Consider the following 19,914-nt stretch of genomic DNA (forward strand, 5'->3'; position numbering starts at 1 on the left):
CGAACAGGGGTCAGTAGATCATTTTCATCCAAAAGCAATTCACCCCAATCTTGCTTATGAATGGAATAATTTTCGCTTATCTAGTGGGCGCGTGAATAGCTCCAAGGGCAACCAAACCGACATTCTCGATCCATTCGAGGTGCAAAATGACTGGTTCTTTATAGATATTCCTTCTTGCTTATTGCGTGCAAATCCCGCACTCAATCACGATGTACGAGTAAAGGTATCACATACGATAAACTCACTCCGACTAAATCAAGATGATAATTATGTTCAAGAACGTTGCAACATACTTATAGAGTATGCACGTGAAGATGTTACATTTAATTTTCTTGAGCGGCGCTATCCATTTCTTGCGAAAGAAGTTCATCGGCAAGGCATTACACAAGCCGGGCTGAGAGACTTGTTCAGGATTTAGCCAATGTTGATCATCATCACTGCTTACGATCTGGCTTCGTTCAGTGAAAGCACGCGCGCCGAAATTCTTGAAAATCTACGCGACAACCTCGCCCGGCCACTAACTCGCGTGCCCTTTACAGCCCCCACGTTTGATGATGCATATCGCGACATCCATATTTCCAACCTTGAAGATATCACATTCAAGCACATGGCAAAATGGATGGAGGGCTTGCCCGATCACGTCCGAACTGGTGCGCGCATAATCGCACAACATGGGCCTGTCATCGAAGCCAGCCTTTTAAGCGAAGCCGGAATTAACGTGCGACAGTTCCAGTCCGCGACCACACGACGGACGAGAGCCTTGACGGGCGACAGTGACGCTTATTTTCTCGGATGGAATAACTGGCTTGATGCTAACGATCCCCATGGCAAATTTGCCGTCAGCCCCATCACACATCAATCTCTCCAGAGATATTTCGGCCTCATCTAAACAGGCCGACCTCTTGCAACCGGTTGCAAGGGATTTCGGATGCCGGAGGGGCGGTCAGTCCACGAGGGAACTATGTGCCCGCAGATGATCGAGATCGAGGCCGTATGACACGTTCCTGACGGCCTCTGCCAGCACATCAGCCTCAAGACCGCTGCCATAGCGTCGTCCGATCTTCTTACCGCGCGTCCAGCCGCATAACTCATCCTTTTTCTCTTCCGGCACATCGGCTCGGTCCAAGGCTCGCTTGAATGTATGCCGGAATGAGTGGAACGACAGCAGAGGTCGGCGGTCGCCCAAACCGAAATGCTTGAGATCGCTCCGATACCATTTAGCGAAGCATGAACTGGCATCGCCATACTTGTTAATCGGCACCTCTGGGAACAAGGTTTGCTCAGCCCGACCGCGCCGGCGCCCTACCCAGTCCAGCAGACCAATCTCAACCAGCATCGGATGAATGGGGATTTCTCGCTCGGCGTTCTTGTTCTTGAGCTTCATATCCTTCGTCAAGACGATGAAGGGCGTGCCTGCGTCAGAGACGCGGAAATGCGATGGGGTTAGCTGCAAAATCTCGCCGCACCGAAGACCCGAAAAGAGGCCAATCACGGGTGCCCAATAGCGGGCGCGACGGATGATAGCATCTCCCGGTTCGCTGAAACCGTGGCGATCATCACGGCAGCCGGTATAGATTGGCCGCCGGAAAATGCGTTGCAGCTCATGATCCTCGAAAGGCATCTTCGCAACCGAGCCATCCGGCTTTTTGCCATTGGGCATCAACCCGTCTGCATAGTTCTTGGCGATATAGTCATGCCCGCTCGCCCAACCGCAGAAGCGCGATAGCTGGCTCAGATATTTCTCCTGTGTCGCATATGACAGGACGGGAGCGTTCGGCAACCGATTGCCAGCGATTGAGCGAAGATCGGCCCCTCCTCGGATCAAATCCTCGAAATTGGGAGGCAGTTTATCAATCACTTCGGCAAAGCCTTCGCAAGCGGCCTTGGTCAGCGTCGCCAAGGGCGTTTCGGAACCGAAGAACGCCAAGATATGCTTAATTTCCGCGCGGTAGCGGTCCTTGGTCTTTTCGGCCTGCCCCTTGCGAAAGATCGTGTCCAAATAGGCTTGCTGCACGTCGCCGAAGGTCCGCCTCTGACGCGCACGTAAGGACGGCGAATAGACCGGAGACGCCACGACAGGCTCCAGAAAGGCAACGTCATCAAACCCCTTGGAATAATTCCCGTCCAGATGGCGGCGCTCCATCTGAGCAATCTGCAAGGCTGCGCGACGAACCAGCTCCCGCAGCAATTGCGCCTCCGGCGAAAGGAAATCGGCACGCATCCCGGCTTTGGTCAGCAGGTCGGCTTCGATTGACTGCACGACGCGCATCGTTCCGGTATCTTCTGGAGAACGGAACATTGCGATGCGATCTTCGACCTCCATCACATATTCATCGCGTCCTTGGGCATCCATAGCATCGTCGGGAGGCGACCCGTCCAGCTCCGACCGTGCTGCCAACAGATAATCCCGCGCGATCCGCCGCGCATCCAAATCGGTCAGCAAAGGCAGGGAGGGATCGGTGGGCCGAACCGGAGCAGAAATGCGCGACGGGACGATTATCCCCTGCTCTCTCGCCGCTGAATGGCTGATCCGTTCGTTTGCCTCATGGATTTCACGCTGAGCGGCTTGAACCGCGAGATGATATTGGCGCTCATGCTTGCGCGCAGGCTCCCCGGCATCTTTCCACGCGGACACGCCCAACGACTTATTGTAATCCGACCGGCCCAGATGCGCGGCTACGTCATCAGGGAAGCGCCTGCGGTAATAGAGATTTCGGCTACCCGCACGTTCAACGACGTATGGCGGTTTTGGCATTTCTTCCATGGCCCTGTGTTACACATGCGCGTAACAAAGAGGCAAGAAAAGCCGCAGATTTCCGCCGATTGGCAGAAATCTAGGACTTTTCTGGAAAATGGTGGAGCCGAGGGGGATCGAACCCCTGACCTCGTCATTGCGAACGACGCGCTCTCCCAGCTGAGCTACGGCCCCGTAAGGAGCGCTGCCTATAGGCGAGCGATTGCGCTCATGCAACGGTCTTTTTGCGCAAAAAATGCACTGCTTTGCCCATCTCGATCAATGGCTCGTGGAACCCTTTCGATCTGTCGGGGCAAAGGCGGGACATTACTCCTGCGTAACGCCCGGAACGATGCGGCGGGAATCTCATTGGTGCTCTGACGACGCCTTGATGGGCGCCGTGGGAAAGCAGACAAGGAGACGGAAAATGGGTTACCAAGGCGGACGTCGCTATGGTGACAGCGACCGCAACTGGACCGACTGGGATCGCGATTCGGACCGTTATCGCGCGCAACGCGAATGGCGGGACCAGCGGAGTTCCCCTTACGGCACGCGCGGCCAGTTCGGCGGTCCGGGACGCGCGCCCGAAAATTATGATCCCGACGAACGTGGCTTTTTCGACCGGGCAGGCGATGAGATCCGGAGCTGGTTTGGCGACGAAGACGCCGAACGCCGTCGCACATATGATGATTATTACAACCGCCCCTATGGCGATCCGCGGGATCAAAGCAGCCGGATAGGCTATGCTTCAGCCTCCAACAGCAGCCGCTACCTGCCCAATCGGGGCTATGCCCCCTATACCGGCGAGCGCAGCGGCTTTGGCAGCGAGGATCATGGCTATCGCATACGCGCCTGGGGTCCGACCCATGACTATGGCGAACATCATGACGCCAATTATTATGCATGGCGACAGCAGCGGATCAATGAGCTGGACCGCGACTATGCCGAATATCAGAATGAGCATCGCGAACGCTTCAACAATGAATTCGGCAGCTGGCGCACCCGTCGCGGCGAGCAGCGCACGGCGATCCAGCAGGTGCGCGAACATATGGAAGTCGTCGGCAGCGACGGCGAGCATGTCGGCACCGTGGACAAGCTGCGCGGCGACCGCATCATTCTGACCAGAAGCGATCAGGATGCCAACGGCGCGCATCATTCGATCCCGTCATCCTGGATAAGGTCTGTCGACGCGCAGAAGATCACGCTGGAAAAGACAGCGGACGAAGCGCAGACGGCCTGGCGCACCGAGCGCGAACAGCAGGCGCTGTTCGGATCACGGGACGATGAGGGCAATGATCGTTACAGCGGCACCAGTTCGACTTATGAAAAAGGTCGATACCGATAAAATCCGCCATGCACATGCAAGAGGGTCCGGCCGCAAGGTCGGGCCCTTTCCCTATTCCGCAGCGGCCAGCACCCGCTGCGCCTGGATGAGATGGGGACGATCGATCATCTTGCCGTCGAGCTTCAACACGCCGGCGCCGGGATTCGCCCGGAACGCCTCGATCACCGCCTTTGCCCGCGCCACTTCGGCCTCGGTCGGGGTGAAACCTTCGTTGATCGCCGCGACCTGAACCGGATGGATCGCCATCATGCCGGTAAAGCCGTCACGCCGCGCCCGCCCAACATAGGCCCTGAGATCGTCCATCGCCTCGATCCGCGGGAAAACCGTGTCGATCGCGGGGACGCCCGCTGCATGGGCGGCGAACAGGGTCAGGCTGCGCGCCATGTCGAACGGCGCGGTGTAACGGCCATCTTCCTCACGCGAGGTAGAGGCGCCGACCGCCGCGGGCAAATCCTCCGCGCCCCAGGTCAGGCCCGCCAGCCGATCGCCCACCTGCCGAAAAGTGCCCAGCTCGAAAATGGCGGCGGGCGTTTCGGTGGCGATCGGCAGGATCGGCGGCACATGCGCGCCATCGGCCAAGCCTGTCAAAGCCTGGATGCTCGCCGCCCCTTCGGCCTTGGGCAGCATGATCCCGTCGGGCGCCGCAGGCAGCACGGCGGCCATATCCGCGCGGGTATGATCGCCGTCCAGCGGATTCACCCGAACGAAAGCCACGATATCACGGGGCGAGGCCAGCCATTCCGCAATCGCTTCCCGTCCAAAGGCCTTCCGCTCCGGCGCGACCGAATCTTCAAGGTCGAGTATGATCGCGTCGGCGCCGCTGGCCGCCGCCTTGGCAAAGCGCTCGGGACGGTCACCGGGAACGAAAAGCAACGAACGGAGCTTCATGCAGGCCTCTTCTTGAGCAGCGCCATGCGCAGGCATTGGCAGGTGATTTGGTCCCGCTGGTTATAGAGCCGATGCGTGAATGTCACGATCCCCGCTTCGGGGCGCGAACGGCTTTCCTTGAGGTCCGTCACTTCGGTTTCCGCGCGCATGGTGTCGCCGATGAAAACGGGATTGGGCATGACCAGCTTATCATAACCAAGATTGGCGACCAGCGTGCCCAGCGTGGTGTCGCCCACCGACAGCCCCACCATCAGCGCGAAGGTGAAGGTGCCGTTGACAAGAATCTGGCCGAATTCAGAGGCCTTCGCCGCCTCCACATCCAGATGCAGCGGCTGCGGATTATGGGTCATGGTCGAAAAGAGCAGATTGTCCGTTTCCGTCACCGTGCGGCGTATTTCATGATCGATCCGGTCCCCGATCCGCCAATCGTCAAAATAGCGGCCCGCCATCAATCCTCTCCCCGCTCGACCAGCACCAGCAGCGTGCCTTCGCTGACCTGACCACCTTCGCTGGCATCCAGTTCCGCCACCACGCCGTCGAAGGGCGCGGTCAGGCTATGCTCCATCTTCATCGCCTCCAGCGTGACCAGCTTCTGGCCCTTGGCCACCCTGTCGCCCTTGGCCACGGCAACGGCGATGATCCGGCCCGGCATGGGGGAGAGGATCGCGCCGTCCGATGCGGCCGCCCCGCCAGCCTTTACCGGCGGGGTTTGGCTGAAGAACCAGCTTTGCCCGGCTTCGGTGACGATGATCGTACCGTCCCGTTCCATGTCGGAACAAAGGCCGGTGCGCAGATCGCCCGATTTCGCATCCGCGATGGCATGGCGGCCATCCACGAACAGGTCGACCTTGGTCGTCGGCAACCTATTGAGGCGAAAACCGAACAGTCCTTCGCGAAACGGACGCCCTTCCCAATCGCTATGATCGAGCCAGTCCCTGCGAAAACGCTGCCCCGCGGCCGCGAGCGCCCGGTCGGATGGACCATTGATGGCCGTCAACGCTTCCCCTTGCCGCTCTATCAGACCAGTGTCGAGGCGGCCCTCGGCAAAATCGGCCATGGAAAGGCAAGCGTGCAAAAACGGCTTGTTGGTGTGCAGCGGCCCCACGAAGCTGCTGTCGAGCCAGCGGATCAGATCGTTGCACGCTTTCTCCCGATCTTCGCCATGGCAAATGACCTTGGCGATCATCGGGTCGTAGAAGGAACTGACGGTATCGCCTTCCTCAACCCCAGTCTCCACGCGGGCGCAGGTATCGAACAGCAACCGGTCGATCTTGCCGGGGCTGGGCAAAAAGCCCTTGGCCGGGTCCTCCGCATAAAGCCGCGCCTCCATGGCCCAGCCGTTGATCGACAATTCCTCCTGCCTTTTCGGCAACGGCTCACCGCTTGCCACGCGAAGCTGCCATTCGACCAGATCGACACCCGTGATCTCCTCCGTCACCGGATGCTCGACCTGAAGCCGGGTGTTCATCTCCATGAACCAGATGCGGTCGGCGCGCAGGCCTTCGCTGGCATCGGCAATGAACTCGATCGTACCCGCGCCGACATAGTCCACCGCCTGCGCCGCCCGCACCGCCGCGCCGCAAATGGCTTCGCGGGTGGCCTCGTCCATGCCCGGCGCGGGGGCCTCCTCGATCACCTTCTGGTGGCGGCGCTGGAGCGAGCAGTCGCGTTCGAAAAGATGCACCACCTGACCGTGGCTGTCCCCGAACACCTGCACCTCGATATGGCGAGGCGAAAGGATATATTTCTCGATCAGCACCTGATCATTGCCGAAGGAGGACGCCGCCTCCCGCTGGCAGGAGAGCAATGCATCGGCAAAGTCCGCCGCCGCATCGACGCGCCGCATCCCCTTGCCGCCACCGCCCGCGACCGCCTTGATCAACACGGGATAGCCGATGGCGTCGGCTTCGGCCTTCAGGCGCTCGCGGCTCTGATCCTCGCCCAGATAGCCGGGCGTGACCGGAACCCCGGCATCGGCCATCAGCTTCTTGGCTGCATCCTTCAGCCCCATGGCGGTGATGCTGGAGGGATTGGGACCGACCCAGATCAGGCCCGCATCGATCACCGCCTGCGCGAAGGCGGCGTTTTCGGAGAGGAAGCCGTAGCCGGGATGGATCGCCTCAGCACCCGTCGCCTTTGCAGCGGCGATGATCCGCTCCCCGATCAGGTAGGATTCGCGCGCCGGCGATGGCCCGATATGCACCGCCTCATCGGCCTGCCTGACATGCAGCGCCCTGGCGTCGGCATCGGAATAGACCGCGACGGTGCGGATGCCCAGACGTCGGGCGGTGCGGATGATGCGGCAGGCGATTTCGCCGCGATTGGCTATGAGCAGGGACTGGATCACATGCGGAACACCCCGAACCGGGGCGCCTCCTCGACTGGAGCGTTGAGCGTTGCGGCGAAGGCCAGGCCCAGCACGTCGCGGGTCTGGGCGGGGTCGATCACCCCATCGTCCCAAAGGCGGGCGGTGGCGTGATAGGGATTGCCCTCATCCTCATATTTCTGGCGGATCGGCGCCTTGAAGGCTTCCGCCTCCTCCACCGTCCATTTGGCGGCATCGCGGTGGACGGTCGCCAGCACGCTCGCCGCCTGCTCGCCGCCCATCACGGAGATGCGGCTGTTGGGCCAGGTGAAGAGGAAGCGCGGTCCATAGGCCCGGCCGCACATGCCGTAATTGCCCGCGCCGAAGCTGCCGCCGATCAGCACCGTGATCTTGGGCACGCTGGCCGTCGCCACCGCCGTCACCAGCTTGGCGCCATGCTTGGCGATGCCTTCCGCCTCATATTTGCCGCCGACCATGAAGCCGGAGATGTTCTGGAGGAACAACAGCGGAATGCGCCGCTGGCAGGCGAGTTCGATGAAATGCGCGCCCTTCTGAGCGCTCTCGCTGAACAGCACCCCATTATTGGCGAGGATCGCCACCGGCATGCCCCAGATATGGGCGAAGCCGCAGACCAAAGTGGTGCCGTACAGCGCCTTGAACTCGTGGAACTCGCTGCCGTCGACGATGCGGGCGATCACCTCCCGCACATCATAAGGCGCGCGGACATCCTGCGGAATGATGCCGTACAGCTCCTCGGTATCATATCTGGGCGCCTTCGGTTCGCGCAGGTTGATGTCGATCTCCGGCGCGGGTTGCAGCGTCGAAACGATATCCCGCACGATCGTCAGCGCATGCTCATCATTCTCCGCGACATGATCGACCACGCCGGAGCGGCGGCCATGCACCTCCGCGCCGCCCAGATCCTCGGCGCTGATGACCTCGCCCGTCGCCGCCTGCACCAAAGGCGGTCCGGCGAGGAAGATCGTCCCCTGATTGCGCACGATCACCGTCTCGTCCGACATGGCGGGAACATAGGCGCCGCCCGCCGTGCAACTGCCCATGACGCAGGCGATCTGCGGAATGCCCCGCGCCGACATCTGCGCCTGATTATAGAAGATGCGGCCAAAATGCTCCCTGTCCGGGAAGACCTCCGCCTGATTGGGCAGGTTCGCGCCGCCGCTGTCGACCAGATAGACGCAAGGGAGGCGGTTTTCCAAGGCGATCTCCTGCGCGCGGAGATGCTTCTTCACGGTCATCGGATAATAGGTGCCGCCCTTCACCGTCGCGTCGTTGCAGACGATCATCACCTGCCGCCCGGACACCCGCCCGATGCCCGCGATCATGCCCGCGCCGGGCACTTCGCCATGATACATGTCGTTGGCGGTCAGCTGGCCGATTTCCAGAAACGGACTACCCGGATCGAGCAGCCGCTCCACCCGGTCGCGGGGCAGCAGCTTGCCGCGCGCCACATGCTTGGCCCGCGCCGTCTCGCTTCCGCCCAGCGCCGCCTGCGCCACTTTCGCGTGCAACTCATCCCGCAGCGCACGGTTATGCGCGACGTTGGCGCGAAAGCCCTCGCCCTCCGCCGAAATTTTCGTATCAAGCACCGGCGCACTCATGCCCTTGCGCTCCCCTGCGATTTCTTCGCATATCCGAGGCCATCCATGCCGACCATTCTGCTCCTCACCATATCCAATCTCTTCATGACCACCGCCTGGTACTGGCATCTGAAGGGCGGCATGAACAAACCCCTGTTCGCCATCATCCTGATCAGCTGGGGCATCGCCTTCGTCGAATATTGCTTCGCTGTGCCCGCCAACCGCATCGGCTTCACCAGCGGGTGGAGCGCGGGCCAGCTCAAGATCGCGCAGGAAGCCATTGCGCTGCTGATCTTCGGCGGCTTCATGGTGACGGTGCTGGGCGAACCGCTGCACTGGCGCCATTTGGCCGCCTTCCTCTGCATCATGGCAGCGGTCGGTTTCCTGTTCGTGGGCCGCAACTGAGTCACGCGCCGATCAGCTCGCGGCCGATCAGCATCCGGCGAATCTCGTTCGTTCCCGCCCCGATGTCGAGCAGCTTGGCATCGCGCATATAGCGTTCGACCGGCCAGTCCTTCGTATAACCGGCCCCGCCCAGCGCCTGCACCGCCTCCAGCGCGACCTTCATCGCATTTTCGCTCGCCAGCAGGATCGCGCCCGCCGCGTCGAAACGCGTCGTCTTGCCCATGTCGCATGCCCGCGCCACGGCATAGACATAGGCCCGCGCGCTGTTGAGCGCGACATACATGTCCGCCACCTTGGCCTGCATCAACTGGAAAGCGCCAATCGGCTGACCGAACTGCTTGCGCTCCCGCACATAGGGCAGCACCACATCGAGACAGGCCTGCATGATGCCCAACTGGATGCCCGACAGCACCGCGCGCTCATAGTCGAGGCCCGACATCAGCACGCCGACGCCGCCGTTGAGCGGCCCCATCACATTCTCCTCCGGCACTTCGCAATCGTCGAAGACCAGCTCCGCCGTGGGCGAACCCCGCATCCCGACCTTGTCGATCTTCTGGCCGATGGAAAAACCCTTGAAATCCTTCTCGATCAGGAAGGCGGTAATACCGCGCGACCCCTCGCCGGTCCTGGCATAGACGACCAGCGTGTCCGCATAAGGGGCGTTGGTGATCCAGAATTTCGTGCCGTTGAGGATATAGCGCTCGCCCCGCTTCTCCGCGCGCAGCTTCATCGAGACGACGTCCGACCCCGCCCCCGCTTCCGACATGGCCAGCGAGCCGACATGCTCGCCGGAAATCAGCTTGGGCAGATAGCGGGCCTTCTGCTCCGCCGTGGCCCAGCGGCGGATCTGGTTGACGCAGAGATTGGAATGCGCGCCATAGCTCAGACCTATGGAGGCCGATGCCCGCGCCACCTCTTCCTGCGCCACGACATGTTCCAGATAGCCAAGGCCAAGGCCGCCATCAGCTTCATCGACCGTGATGCCGTGCAGGCCCAGCGCGCCCATTTCAGGCCATAATTCGCGCGGAAACCAGTCCTTGGCATCGATCTCCGCCGCCAGAGGAGCAATGCGGTCAGCCGCAAAGCGGGCGGTGGTTTCGCGGATCATCTCCGCATTTTCGCCCAGAGCGAAGTCGAAATCGGTCATGGCAAGCTCTCCTTCGTCCCGCGCATCCTATCGATCAACGTGACCCGAGAAAAATTGAAATCACGCGGGTCAGTGTATAGGCTTCATCTATGATCGAACGCTATCTGCTCCGCTATTTCCTCGCCGTCGTGGACCAGGGCAATTTCTCCCGCGCCGCCGCGAATTGCCTGGTGTCGCAGCCAACGCTTTCGGTCGGCATCGCCAAGCTGGAGCAGGCCGTCGGCGCACCACTCTTCCTGCGCAGCAACCAGCGGGTCGAACTGACGGAAGCGGGCGCGCGGCTGCTCATCCATGCCCGGCGGATCGAACGGGAGTTCAACCTGGCGGAGCTGGCAGGGCAGCAGACGGCACAGGCGCCCGTGCTCCGCATCGGCCTGTTGCTGAGCATCCCGGGCGAAGTGGCCGCCCAAGCCGTTGCAAATGTCGCAGCGTCGGAACGGGGACGGATCGAGTTCGTTCCCGGCAGCGAGCGGGAATTGCTGGGGCGGCTGGACGCGGAACGGATCGACGTGGCCCTGAGCCTCATCCGGCCCGGCATGGACCGCTTCGCCACGCAGCAGATCATAGAGGAAGGCTATGGCATTGCCATGTCCGATCGCCACCCGCTGGCGGGGCGGAAGACGGTCACGGCGGAAGAACTGGCGGCCGAAACCATGATCGTCCGCCGCCATTGCGAGGCGCTATCCGCCACCAGCCGCTATTTCGTCGATCGCGGCGTCCGTCCCCATTTCGCCTTCCGCTCGACCAATGACGAGCGGGTGATGCAGATGGTCGCGGCGGGGCTGGGCATCACGGTCATGCCCGACAGCTATCGCTGGCCAGGCATGGCGCGGGTGGCGCTCAAGGATTTCGGCGAGCGGCGCTGTGTCGGTCTGATCTATGGGGCGCGAGCGACCGGGTTGCGCGAGGCACCGATGCTGGCGGCATTGGTGGCGGCTTTGCGGGAATAGGGAGAACGATCAGAAGTAGCCAAAGTTGGACATTTGTTATCCGTCGCCCCGGACTTGCTCCGGGGTCCCGCTACCTTTTCAGATGTGCGCTCAAGAAGAAAAGCGGGATCCCGGATCAGGTCCGGGATGACGAAGCTGTAATGGCAAGAATCCACCCAATACAGCCACTCAAGGCAACAGCAGCGAACTGTCTCCATAGCTGTAGAAACGATACCCCCGCGCAATCGCATGGGCATAGACCGCCTGCATCCGCTCCCGCCCCATCAAGGCGCTTACCAGCATGAACAGTGTCGATTTGGGCAGGTGGAAATTGGTCATCAACCCGTCCACCGACCGGAACCGATAGCCCGGCGTGATGAATATCCGTGTCTCATCAGCAAAGGGGCGAATGATGCCATCCTCCCCGGCCGCGCTTTCCAGCAGGCGCAGGCTGGTCGTGCCGACAGCGATCACGCGTCCTCCCGCCTGACGCACCGCATTCAGACGGTCCGCCGCCGCCTGGTCGATCCGACCCCATTCGGCATGCATCCGGTGATCGTCCGTATCATCCGCCTTCACCGGCAGGAAAGTTCCGGCCCCCACATGCAGGGTCAGCGTTTCCGTCTTCACGCCCGCCTCCCCCAGCATCGACAGCAGTCCCGGCGTGAAATGCAGCGCCGCCGTGGGTGCCGCCACCGCGCCATCCTCCCGCGCGAACATGGTCTGGTAATCGCTGCGGTCGCGCTCGTCCGTGGGGCGCTTGCTGGCGATATAGGGTGGCAACGGCATCCGTCCCGCCCGCTCCAGCAGCACTTCCACCGGCTCCTCTCCCTCGAAGCTCAGCGTGACGCCGCCATCCTCGTCGCGCGGGCCGGCCCGCGCGGTGACGCCGTTGCCGAAATCGATCCGGTCGCCATCGCGCACCCGCCTGGCGTTGCGCAGAAAGGCCTGCCACTGGCGCAGGCCAAGGCGCTTGTGGAGCGTCGCGCCGATCCTCGCATTGCCGCGCATGCCCTCAAGCTGGGCAGGGATGACCCTGGTATCGTTGAACACGAGCACATCGCCCGCGCGCAGCAGGCCGGGCAGGTCGCGCACCACGCGGTCCTCGAAAGGCGCATCGCCGGACACCAGCAGCAGGCGAGCCGCATCCCGCGGCGAAGTGGGCCGAAGCGCAATGCACTCGGGCGGCAGGTCGAAATCGAACAGGTCTACGCGCATGGCTGGTGCCCCGGCGAACCGGGCGGTTTACTTCTTCTTCGGCGCAACCGGCTTCTTGGCGGACGCCTTGGCCGGAGGAGCGATGATCGACGGGGCGGGTGGCGCGGGTGGCGTCGGCAGCGCAGTCACCGGCGGCTTGCCGTCGCTTTCGATCGACGCCTGAAGGATAAGCGTCGGATCGGCCGGCGGTTCGCCCTGATGGATCGCGTCGACATATTGCATGCCCTCGATCACGCGGCCGAAAACCGTATATTTCTTGTCGAGTTGCATGCGCGGCAGGGAGACGATGAAGAACTGGCTGTTGGCGCTGTCCTCACTCTGCGCGCGGGCCATGGAGACGGTGCCGCGCAGATGCGGCATCGGGTTGAACTCCGCCTTCAGGTCCGGAAGCGTCGAACCACCGGTGCCGTCGCCCTTGGGATCGCCGCCTTGCGCCATGAAACCGGGGATCACGCGGTGGAATTTCAGGCCATTGTAGAAGCCCTGACGCGTCAGTTCCTTGATTCGCTCGACATGGGCAGGCGCGATATCGGGGCGCAGCTGGATGCGGACGCGCCCCCCGCTCGACAGGTCCAGATCCCAGACATTCTGCGGATCGACCGGCACGGTGGCGGGCGGCAGCTTGGTTGCCGGATCAAGGCCCAGTTGCTTGGCCGTCTGTTCGGCACGGACGGCGGCCTCTTCCTTCTTCGCCTCTTCGGCATTGCGGCCGCCCTGGGCCAGAGCCGCACCGCTCGAAGCATAAAGAGCGAAACCGATCGTCACGGTCTTGAGCGCCGACGTGAACCGCATGAATGAAGCTTTCCTATATTTTGCCCAGGTGCGAAGTAGCCTCTGATAGCGCCCTCTTCGCGATTGGCAACTGAACGAAGGCTGAGTGGCTGTTATCCTTGCCCCTTCAGGCCGAGCTTCGCCACTCGCGCCTCCACGTCATCGCGCACGGACGGGCTGACGAATTTGTGGATGGGCCCGCCGTAAAGCGCGATTTCCTTGACCAGGCGCGAGGCGATGGGCTGCAACGACACGTCCGCCATCAGGAAAACCGTCTCGACCCGGCAGTTGATCTGCTGGTTCATGCCCGCCATCTGATATTCATATTCAAAGTCCGCGACGGCGCGCAGGCCCCGGATGATGACGCTGGCCCCCTGCGATTCGGCAAAGTCCATCAGCAGCGAGTTGAACCCGGTGACGACGATTTCCGCATCGATCCCGGCGCATTCGCGACGAACCATGTCCAGCCGTTCCTCGTCGGAGAACATGGGCGATTTGGAGATGTTGGTCGTGACGCCAATCACCAGCTTGTCGACCAGCTTCGCGCCACGGCGGATGATGTCCATGTGACCCAGGGTGATCGGATCGAACGTGCCGGGGTAAACCCCCACCCTCTGCTTGCTCATGCCCCTAACGATCCCTTTCCACGATATAGTCGGCGATGGCGCGCAGCAAGTCAGCCTCCGGCCCGAAGCCATGGAGATGCGCCTTGGCCTGCTTTATCAGCATTTGCCCCTGCTCGCGCGCCCGTTCGGCGCCCAGCAGCGAGACGAAGGTTTCCTTGCCCGCCGCCGCGTCCTTGCCCAGCGCCTTGCCGGCCAGCGCGGCGTCACCCTCCACGTCGAGCAGGTCGTCCGCGATCTGGAAGGCAAGGCCGATGTCCCGCGCATAGCCATGCAGGCGGGTGCGCGCGTCATGCGGAATACGCGCCATGATCGCCGCCGCATCGACGCAGAAGCCGATCAGCGCGCCGGTCTTCAATTGCTGGAGCCGCGTGACGGTGGGCAGGTCGAAGCTCGCCTTTTCCGCCTCCAGATCCATCATCTGGCCCCCTGCCATGCCGTTGGTGCCGCTGGCGATGGCCAGCGCCTTCACCAGCTCGACACGGACGAAGGGATCGGGATGGGTTTCCTCGTCCGCCAGCACTTCAAAGGCCAGATCATGCAGGCAATCGCCCGCCAGGATCGCGGTCGCCTCGTCAAAAAGCTTGTGAACCGTGGGTTTCCCGCGCCGCAGATCGTCATCATCCATGGCCGGCAGATCGTCATGCACCAGTGAATAGACATGGATGCACTCGACCGCGACGCCGACGCGCAACGCCGAATCCCGCGATATGTTGAAAAGGTCGCTCGCCGCCTGCACCAACAGCGGGCGCAGACGCTTGCCGCCATCCATCGCCGCATGACGCATCGCTTCATAAAGGCGCCTGCGGGGATCGTCCGGGATAGCCAGCAGCGCGTCGAAAAGCCGGTCGACTTCCCCCGCGAGAGCCGCGGCCCGGCGGGCAACCAGCGACAGGGCTGAGTCGGCTCCGCTCATGGCCGCCTCTCCCAAATGCTTCGCACTTAGTCCGCGCCGAAGGGCTGCGCGCCCGTCACGGCGCCGCCGGCATCAATCGTCAGCTTGGCGATGCGGGCCTCGGCCGCCTGCAACTGTTCCAGGCAACGCTTCCGCAATTCCTCTCCCTGCGAATAGAGCGAGATGGATTCGTCGAGCGGCACGTCCCCGCTCTCCAGCCGCCGGACGATCGATTCGAGCGCGCGCAGCGCATCCTCGAACGACATTTGCGACGGATCGGCCTGCTGTATCGTGCTGTCTTGCGCCATGTTCCTGCATTGGCCGCCCCTGCCCGCCCGGTCAAGCCCGCATGGCTTTCTCCCGCCAATTCCGGCTTATCGTCATGAAAATGTCATGACGTCAGAACAGGGCGCTGGAGGACTTGCGGCAATTTTGCGTTGACGCTGGGCATAGCTAGTGCACATAGAAGGACCGCTATGAAATATTATCTCCCCTTGATCTCCGCCGCGGCGCTGACGCTGCTGTCGGCCTGCAACAAGAATGACGAACCCGAAGTCGTGGGCGGCCCCGCCGATCCGATGGCGGAAAAGCTGGCCAACGCCGCGCCGATCGAGCTGCCGCCTTCGGTTCAGGCCAGCCGTCAGTATCGCTGCAAGGACAACAGCCTGCTGTTCGTCGACTTCATGAGCGACGGCAAGACGGCGCAGTTGCGCACTGAAAAGACCGGCGCCCCGACCAAGCTGACCGCCGCCGAAGCCGGCCAGCCCTTCGAGGCCGAAGGCTACAAGGTCGAGGGTTCGGGCAAGCAGATCACCGCCACCCTGCCGGGCAAGAGCGCGCTGAGCTGCAAGGCCTGATCAGTTTTTCCTGCAAGTTCGGGCCGGCGCTCCCTATGGAGGCCGGCCTTTTTCTTTTGACACAGAAATAACATCGTCATCCCAGCGGAAGCTGGAATGACGGTCATAATATCAACGCAGCTCCGGCTCCCCCACCTCAACCGGATCGGGGCCAAAGCGATTGGGGCCGCGCGTGCCGCCCATGATGAAGAAGATCAGCAAGACGATGCTGCCGATGATCGGGAAGAAGACGATCAGCAGCCACCAGCCGCTGCGATCGCCATCGTGCAGCCGGCGGACGGACACCGCGATGTTCGGTATCAGCATGGCCAGCGCGAACAGCCCGGTGAGCGGCCCGCCGCGCGTGCTGTAACCCGCACTCGCCCACCAGGGACCGCGCTGGAACCAGTGATCGGTCGTGGTCAGGCCAAGCATCGTTTCGACCCCCGACAGGATGATGAAGCAGAACAACAGGAACAGGGCAAACATCCAGAATTCCCGGGGCCGCGACCGGCCGGAAAATTGGGCGTAGCGGCGCAACGGCAACAGCATCCATTCCATGCGGACCTCCCTTTTGGGTTTCCAACGCACGCACGCTATCATGTTTTCACAGGGCCGGTGAGCGTCAGCATTGTCTATCGGGCGCTCCCCCGCTAAAGGCGCGCTCATGTCCAGCACCGCATCCCAGATCACGCCCCAGGTCGTCGCCGAACATGGGCTTTCCCCGGAAGAATATGATCGCGTCCTGCACGCGCTTGGCCGGGAACCGAACCTCACCGAACTCGGCATCTTCTCGGTGATGTGGTCGGAGCATTGCTCGTACAAAAGCTCGCGAATCCATCTGAAGAAGCTGCCGACCGAAGGGCCGCAGGTCATTTGCGGCCCCGGCGAAAATGCGGGCGTCGTCGATATCGGCGATGGCCAGGCCGCGATCTTCAAGATGGAGAGCCACAACCACCCGAGCTACATCGAACCCTATCAGGGCGCGGCGACGGGCGTTGGCGGCATATTGCGCGACGTGTTCACCATGGGCGCGCGGCCGGTGGCGAACATGAACGCGCTGCGTTTCGGTCGTCCGGATCACCCCAAGATGAAGCATCTCATCGCCGGCGTGGTGCATGGCATTGGCGGCTACGGCAATTGCGTCGGCGTGCCGACCGTGGGCGGCGAAGTGAACTTCCACCCCGCCTATGACGGCAACATTTTGGTCAACGCGATGACCGTGGGCGTCGCGGAAACGGACAAGATCTTCTACAGCGCCGCGTCCGGCATCGGCAATCCCATCGTCTATGTTGGGTCGAAGACCGGTCGCGACGGCATCCATGGCGCGACCATGGCCTCGGCGGACTTTGGCGAGGATTCGGAAGAGAAGCGCCCCACCGTGCAGGTCGGCGATCCCTTCACCGAAAAGCTGCTGATCGAGGCTTGCCTTGAACTGATGGCATCGGACGCCATCGTCGCGATTCAGGATATGGGCGCGGCGGGCCTCACTTCCTCCTCGGTGGAAATGGCGTCCAAGGGCGGCGTCGGCATCCAGCTGAACATGGACGCCGTGCCGCAGCGCGAAACCGGCATGACGGCCTATGAAATGATGCTGTCGGAGTCACAGGAGCGCATGCTCATGGTGCTTCAGCCGGGCAAGGAAGCCTTTGCCGAAGCCATTTTCCGCAAGTGGGAACTGGACTTCGCGGTGATCGGCCACGTTACCGAAGGTGGTCCAGATGGGGGCCGCATGGTGCTGGTCCATCATGGCGAGACGGTGTGCGACATCCCCCTCGCCCCGCTGGCCGACGATGCGCCGCTCTACGACCGTCCGGCCATGCCGAAGGACGAGTACAAGCTTTGGTCGGGCGTCCAGCCGCTGGGCGAGATTGCGGAGAGTGCCGACATCGGTGCGGACCTCGTGAAGCTGATGGGTTCGCCCGACATCGCCTCGCGCCGCTGGATCTGGGAGCAATATGACCATATGGTCGGCGCCGACACGGTGCAGCGCCCCGGCGGCGACGCGGCTGTGGTGCGCGTCCATGGCTCGCAAAAGGGCATTGCGATCAGCACCGATTGCACCCCGCGCTATTGCTATGCGGACCCTTATGAAGGCGGCAAGCAAGCCATCGCGGAATGCTATCGCAACATCAGCGCGGTCGGCGCGACGCCGCTGGCCGTCACCAACTGCCTCAACTTCGCCAATCCGCAGCGGCCGGAGATCATGGCGCAGTTCACCGGCTGTCTGGAGGGCATGGGCGACGCCTGCCGCGCGCTCGATTTCCCGATCGTGTCGGGCAATGTCAGCCTCTACAATGAGTCCAAGGCGACCGGCGGCGGCTCGGCCATATTACCGACCCCAGCGATCGGCGGCATAGGCCTGCTCAAGGACGTCGACGTGATGGCAACCGTGGCCTTCAAAAATGAGGGCGACGCGATCTGGCTCATCGGCGGAGAGGGCACGCATCTCGGCCAGTCGATCTGGCTGCGCGAAATTGCGGGCCGCGAAGCGGGCGACGCGCCCAAGGTCGATCTGGCCGCCGAACGTGCCCATGGCGAGGCGGTTCGCGCGCTGATCGCGGAAGGCAAGGTCAATGCGGTGCATGACATTTCCGACGGCGGCCTGCTCGTGGCCGTGGCGGAAATGGCGCTGGCTGGCGGCATCGGCGTGGAGTTGAGCATCGCGCTCACGACCGCAAGCGCCTTTGGCGAGGATCAGGGCCGATACATCGTAACCACCGCTCAGGGCGTCGACATTCCGGGCGCAGTTCGCATCGGCACTACCGGCGGCGACAGGGTGGCCAGCGTGGCGCTGGCGACCCTGCGCAGCGCGCATGAGGGCTTCTTCCCGGCGCTGATGAGTGCAGAGATTTAACGTCATCGTCATCCCGGCCTTGAGCCGGGGATGACGGAGGGGGTTGGATTACCGCTCTCTTGAGACGGCAATTTACACTTAGCGGGAGTTCCTCCATGCCCTTCACCGCGAAGATCCTCCTCCTCGGCTCGGGTGAACTGGGCCGCGAGTTCGTGATCTCCGCCAAACGACTGGGCGCGCAGGTCATCGCCTGCGACAGCTATGCCGGCGCGCCCGCCATGCAGGTGGCGGACGGGTTCGAGGTCTTTTCGATGCTCGACGCCGACCTGCTGGCAAAGGCCATCGAAAAACATCAACCCGATCTGGTGGTCCCGGAAGTCGAAGCGATCCGCACGGAGGTTCTGGCCGATTTCGAGGCACGCGGCGTGACCATCGTGCCCTCCGCCCGCGCCACCATCATGACCATGAACCGCGACCGCATCCGCGAAGTCGCGGCGGTCGAGTTGAGCCTGCGCACCTCACGCTACTGCTATGCCGAAACGCTGGAGGAAGTGCTGGCCGGGGCCGACCATACCGGCCTGCCCTGCGTCATCAAGCCGGTCGTGTCCTCCTCCGGCAAGGGCCAGAGCACGGTCCGCAACGCTGACGAACTGGAAGCCGCCTGGAACTATGCCGTCGCCAATATGCGCGGCGACCGCAGCCGCGTGATCGTGGAGGAATTCATCGCCTTCGACTATGAGATCACCCTGCTGACCGTGCGCGGCCGCGAGGGCGTCAGTTTCTGCCCGCCCATCGGCCACCGGCAGGAACGTGGCGATTATCAGGAAAGCTGGCAGCCTACGCCCATGTCGAATGCCGCTCTCGCCGCGGCCCAGGACATGGCGCGCAAGGTCGTCGATAATCTGGGCGGCTATGGCATTTTCGGCGTGGAGTTCTTCGTGAAGGGAGAGGACGTCATCTTCTCCGAACTGTCGCCCCGGCCGCATGACACGGGCATGGTCACGCTGATCTCCCAGAATTTCAGTGAGTTCGACCTGCATGCGCGGGCCATTCTGGGCCTGCCGGTCCGGAAGTGGCACTGCGTGGCCCGGCGGCGTCGGCGGTCGTGCTGGCCGACCGGGAGTCGGACCACTTCCGGCTCGAAGGACTGGCCGACGCGCTTTCAACGCCGGGCGGGGAAGTCGACCTGCGCCTTTTCGGCAAGCCGGTGACTCGCCCCTATCGCCGCATGGGCGTGGCGCTGGCTCTGGCGGATGATGCCGACAAGGCGCGCGCCATCGCGGCGGAAGCTGCAAGCAGGGTACGGATCGTTTACGGCGAATAGGGGTGGAAGGTGGACGGTCGGCTTAGCTGAGCATTCCTTGAAGCGCACCGTGTTCCTGCGCAGGCAGGAACCCAGTCC

Annotated in this window: 19 protein-coding genes, 1 tRNA gene and 1 pseudogene; 8 read left to right on the forward strand and 13 right to left on the reverse strand. The window is 62.6% G+C overall.

Features of this window, described 5'->3' with window-relative positions; translation table 11 throughout:
- The coding region (locus tag RUH75_RS19890) for a hypothetical protein (protein ID WP_313808926.1) at positions 1–418 on the forward strand (418 nt) is incomplete at its 5' end.
- Positions 419–421: 3 nt separating this feature from the next.
- The gene (locus tag RUH75_RS19895; RefSeq protein ID WP_313808927.1) at positions 422–889 is read left to right on the forward strand and encodes a hypothetical protein; all 468 of its coding nucleotides are present in this window, start codon (positions 422–424) and stop codon (positions 887–889) included.
- Positions 890–943: 54 nt separating this feature from the next.
- Here the strand turns inward: RUH75_RS19895 and RUH75_RS19900 are convergent, their stop codons facing one another.
- Positions 944–2,764 carry a site-specific integrase gene (locus RUH75_RS19900; RefSeq protein ID WP_313808928.1) on the reverse strand — a complete coding sequence of 607 codons (1,821 nt, stop codon included), beginning with the start codon at positions 2,762–2,764 and terminating at the stop codon, positions 944–946.
- 89 nt (positions 2,765–2,853) lie between these two features.
- Positions 2,854–2,929, reverse strand: a tRNA-Ala gene (locus tag RUH75_RS19905).
- Between the two features lie 232 nt (positions 2,930–3,161).
- On the opposite strand from RUH75_RS19905, the gene RUH75_RS19910 reads away from it, so the two are divergent.
- Complete coding sequence (locus tag RUH75_RS19910; protein WP_313808929.1) at positions 3,162–4,079, forward strand: DUF2171 domain-containing protein; 918 nt, start codon at positions 3,162–3,164, stop codon at positions 4,077–4,079.
- 51 nt (positions 4,080–4,130) lie between these two features.
- Here RUH75_RS19910 and RUH75_RS19915 read toward each other — a convergent pair whose 3' ends face one another.
- Genes RUH75_RS19915 through RUH75_RS19930 form a run of 4 tightly spaced genes read right to left on the reverse strand, consistent with a single transcriptional unit; the run spans position 4,131 to position 8,912 of the window.
- Positions 4,131–4,967: a CoA ester lyase gene (locus RUH75_RS19915; protein WP_313808930.1), complete on the reverse strand. Its 837-nt coding sequence runs from the start codon at positions 4,965–4,967 to the stop codon at positions 4,131–4,133.
- Positions 4,964–5,416 carry a MaoC family dehydratase gene (locus RUH75_RS19920; RefSeq protein ID WP_313808931.1) on the reverse strand — a complete coding sequence of 151 codons (453 nt, stop codon included), beginning with the start codon at positions 5,414–5,416 and terminating at the stop codon, positions 4,964–4,966. The genes RUH75_RS19915 and RUH75_RS19920 overlap by 4 nt, the downstream gene beginning before the upstream one ends.
- Positions 5,416–7,314 (reverse strand): acetyl/propionyl/methylcrotonyl-CoA carboxylase subunit alpha, encoded by a 1,899-nt coding sequence (locus tag RUH75_RS19925; RefSeq protein WP_313808932.1) that lies wholly within the window; start codon positions 7,312–7,314, stop codon positions 5,416–5,418. Before RUH75_RS19925 ends, RUH75_RS19920 begins: the two co-directional genes overlap by 1 nt.
- Positions 7,311–8,912, reverse strand: a complete 1,602-nt coding sequence (locus RUH75_RS19930) for a carboxyl transferase domain-containing protein (protein ID WP_313808933.1) — start codon at positions 8,910–8,912, stop codon at positions 7,311–7,313. The genes RUH75_RS19925 and RUH75_RS19930 overlap by 4 nt, the downstream gene beginning before the upstream one ends.
- Before the next feature lie 45 nt (positions 8,913–8,957).
- Here RUH75_RS19930 and RUH75_RS19935 point away from each other — a divergent pair, with 45 nt between their 5' ends.
- Positions 8,958–9,296, forward strand: a complete 339-nt coding sequence (locus tag RUH75_RS19935) for a DMT family protein (protein WP_313808934.1) — start codon at positions 8,958–8,960, stop codon at positions 9,294–9,296.
- Between the two features lies 1 nt (position 9,297).
- On the opposite strand, the gene RUH75_RS19940 is transcribed toward RUH75_RS19935, so the two are convergent.
- Positions 9,298–10,443, reverse strand: coding sequence for an isovaleryl-CoA dehydrogenase (locus RUH75_RS19940; protein ID WP_313808935.1), 1,146 nt, complete (start codon positions 10,441–10,443; stop codon positions 9,298–9,300).
- Positions 10,444–10,532: 89 nt separating this feature from the next.
- Here RUH75_RS19940 and RUH75_RS19945 point away from each other — a divergent pair, with 89 nt between their 5' ends.
- The gene (locus RUH75_RS19945) at positions 10,533–11,393 is read left to right on the forward strand and encodes a LysR family transcriptional regulator (RefSeq protein ID WP_313808936.1); all 861 of its coding nucleotides are present in this window, start codon (positions 10,533–10,535) and stop codon (positions 11,391–11,393) included.
- Positions 11,394–11,561: 168 nt separating this feature from the next.
- Here RUH75_RS19945 and queA read toward each other — a convergent pair whose 3' ends face one another.
- From queA to RUH75_RS19970, 5 genes are all read right to left on the reverse strand, one after another.
- Positions 11,562–12,590, reverse strand: coding sequence for a tRNA preQ1(34) S-adenosylmethionine ribosyltransferase-isomerase QueA (queA, locus tag RUH75_RS19950; protein WP_313808937.1), 1,029 nt, complete (start codon positions 12,588–12,590; stop codon positions 11,562–11,564).
- Positions 12,591–12,617: 27 nt separating this feature from the next.
- Positions 12,618–13,382: a peptidylprolyl isomerase gene (locus RUH75_RS19955; RefSeq protein ID WP_313808938.1), complete on the reverse strand. Its 765-nt coding sequence runs from the start codon at positions 13,380–13,382 to the stop codon at positions 12,618–12,620.
- 92 nt (positions 13,383–13,474) lie between these two features.
- A complete protein-coding gene (gene coaD, locus RUH75_RS19960; RefSeq protein WP_313808939.1) occupies positions 13,475–13,987 on the reverse strand; it encodes a pantetheine-phosphate adenylyltransferase in 513 nt (170 codons plus the stop codon).
- A gap of 4 nt (positions 13,988–13,991) precedes the next feature.
- Positions 13,992–14,900 carry a farnesyl diphosphate synthase gene (locus RUH75_RS19965; RefSeq protein WP_313808940.1) on the reverse strand — a complete coding sequence of 303 codons (909 nt, stop codon included), beginning with the start codon at positions 14,898–14,900 and terminating at the stop codon, positions 13,992–13,994.
- Positions 14,901–14,926: 26 nt separating this feature from the next.
- Entirely contained in the window at positions 14,927–15,187 is a 261-nt protein-coding gene (locus RUH75_RS19970) for an exodeoxyribonuclease VII small subunit (protein WP_313808941.1), read from the reverse strand.
- Positions 15,188–15,355: 168 nt separating this feature from the next.
- On the opposite strand from RUH75_RS19970, the gene RUH75_RS19975 reads away from it, so the two are divergent.
- Entirely contained in the window at positions 15,356–15,736 is a 381-nt protein-coding gene (locus RUH75_RS19975) for a hypothetical protein (RefSeq protein WP_313808942.1), read from the forward strand.
- Between the two features lie 111 nt (positions 15,737–15,847).
- Here RUH75_RS19975 and RUH75_RS19980 read toward each other — a convergent pair whose 3' ends face one another.
- A complete protein-coding gene (locus RUH75_RS19980) occupies positions 15,848–16,276 on the reverse strand; it encodes a DUF805 domain-containing protein (protein WP_313808943.1) in 429 nt (142 codons plus the stop codon).
- Between the two features lie 106 nt (positions 16,277–16,382).
- On the opposite strand from RUH75_RS19980, the gene purL reads away from it, so the two are divergent.
- Together purL and purT are read left to right on the forward strand one after the other, a co-directional pair.
- Positions 16,383–18,572 carry a phosphoribosylformylglycinamidine synthase subunit PurL gene (gene purL, locus RUH75_RS19985; RefSeq protein ID WP_313808944.1) on the forward strand — a complete coding sequence of 730 codons (2,190 nt, stop codon included), beginning with the start codon at positions 16,383–16,385 and terminating at the stop codon, positions 18,570–18,572.
- A 95-nt stretch (positions 18,573–18,667) separates the two neighbouring features.
- A pseudogene (gene purT / locus RUH75_RS19990) lies at positions 18,668–19,836 on the forward strand (formate-dependent phosphoribosylglycinamide formyltransferase).
- Positions 19,837–19,914 lie beyond the last annotated feature (78 nt).

Source organism: Sphingobium sp., assembly GCF_032153725.1.
Lineage (GTDB): Bacteria > Pseudomonadota > Alphaproteobacteria > Sphingomonadales > Sphingomonadaceae > Sphingobium.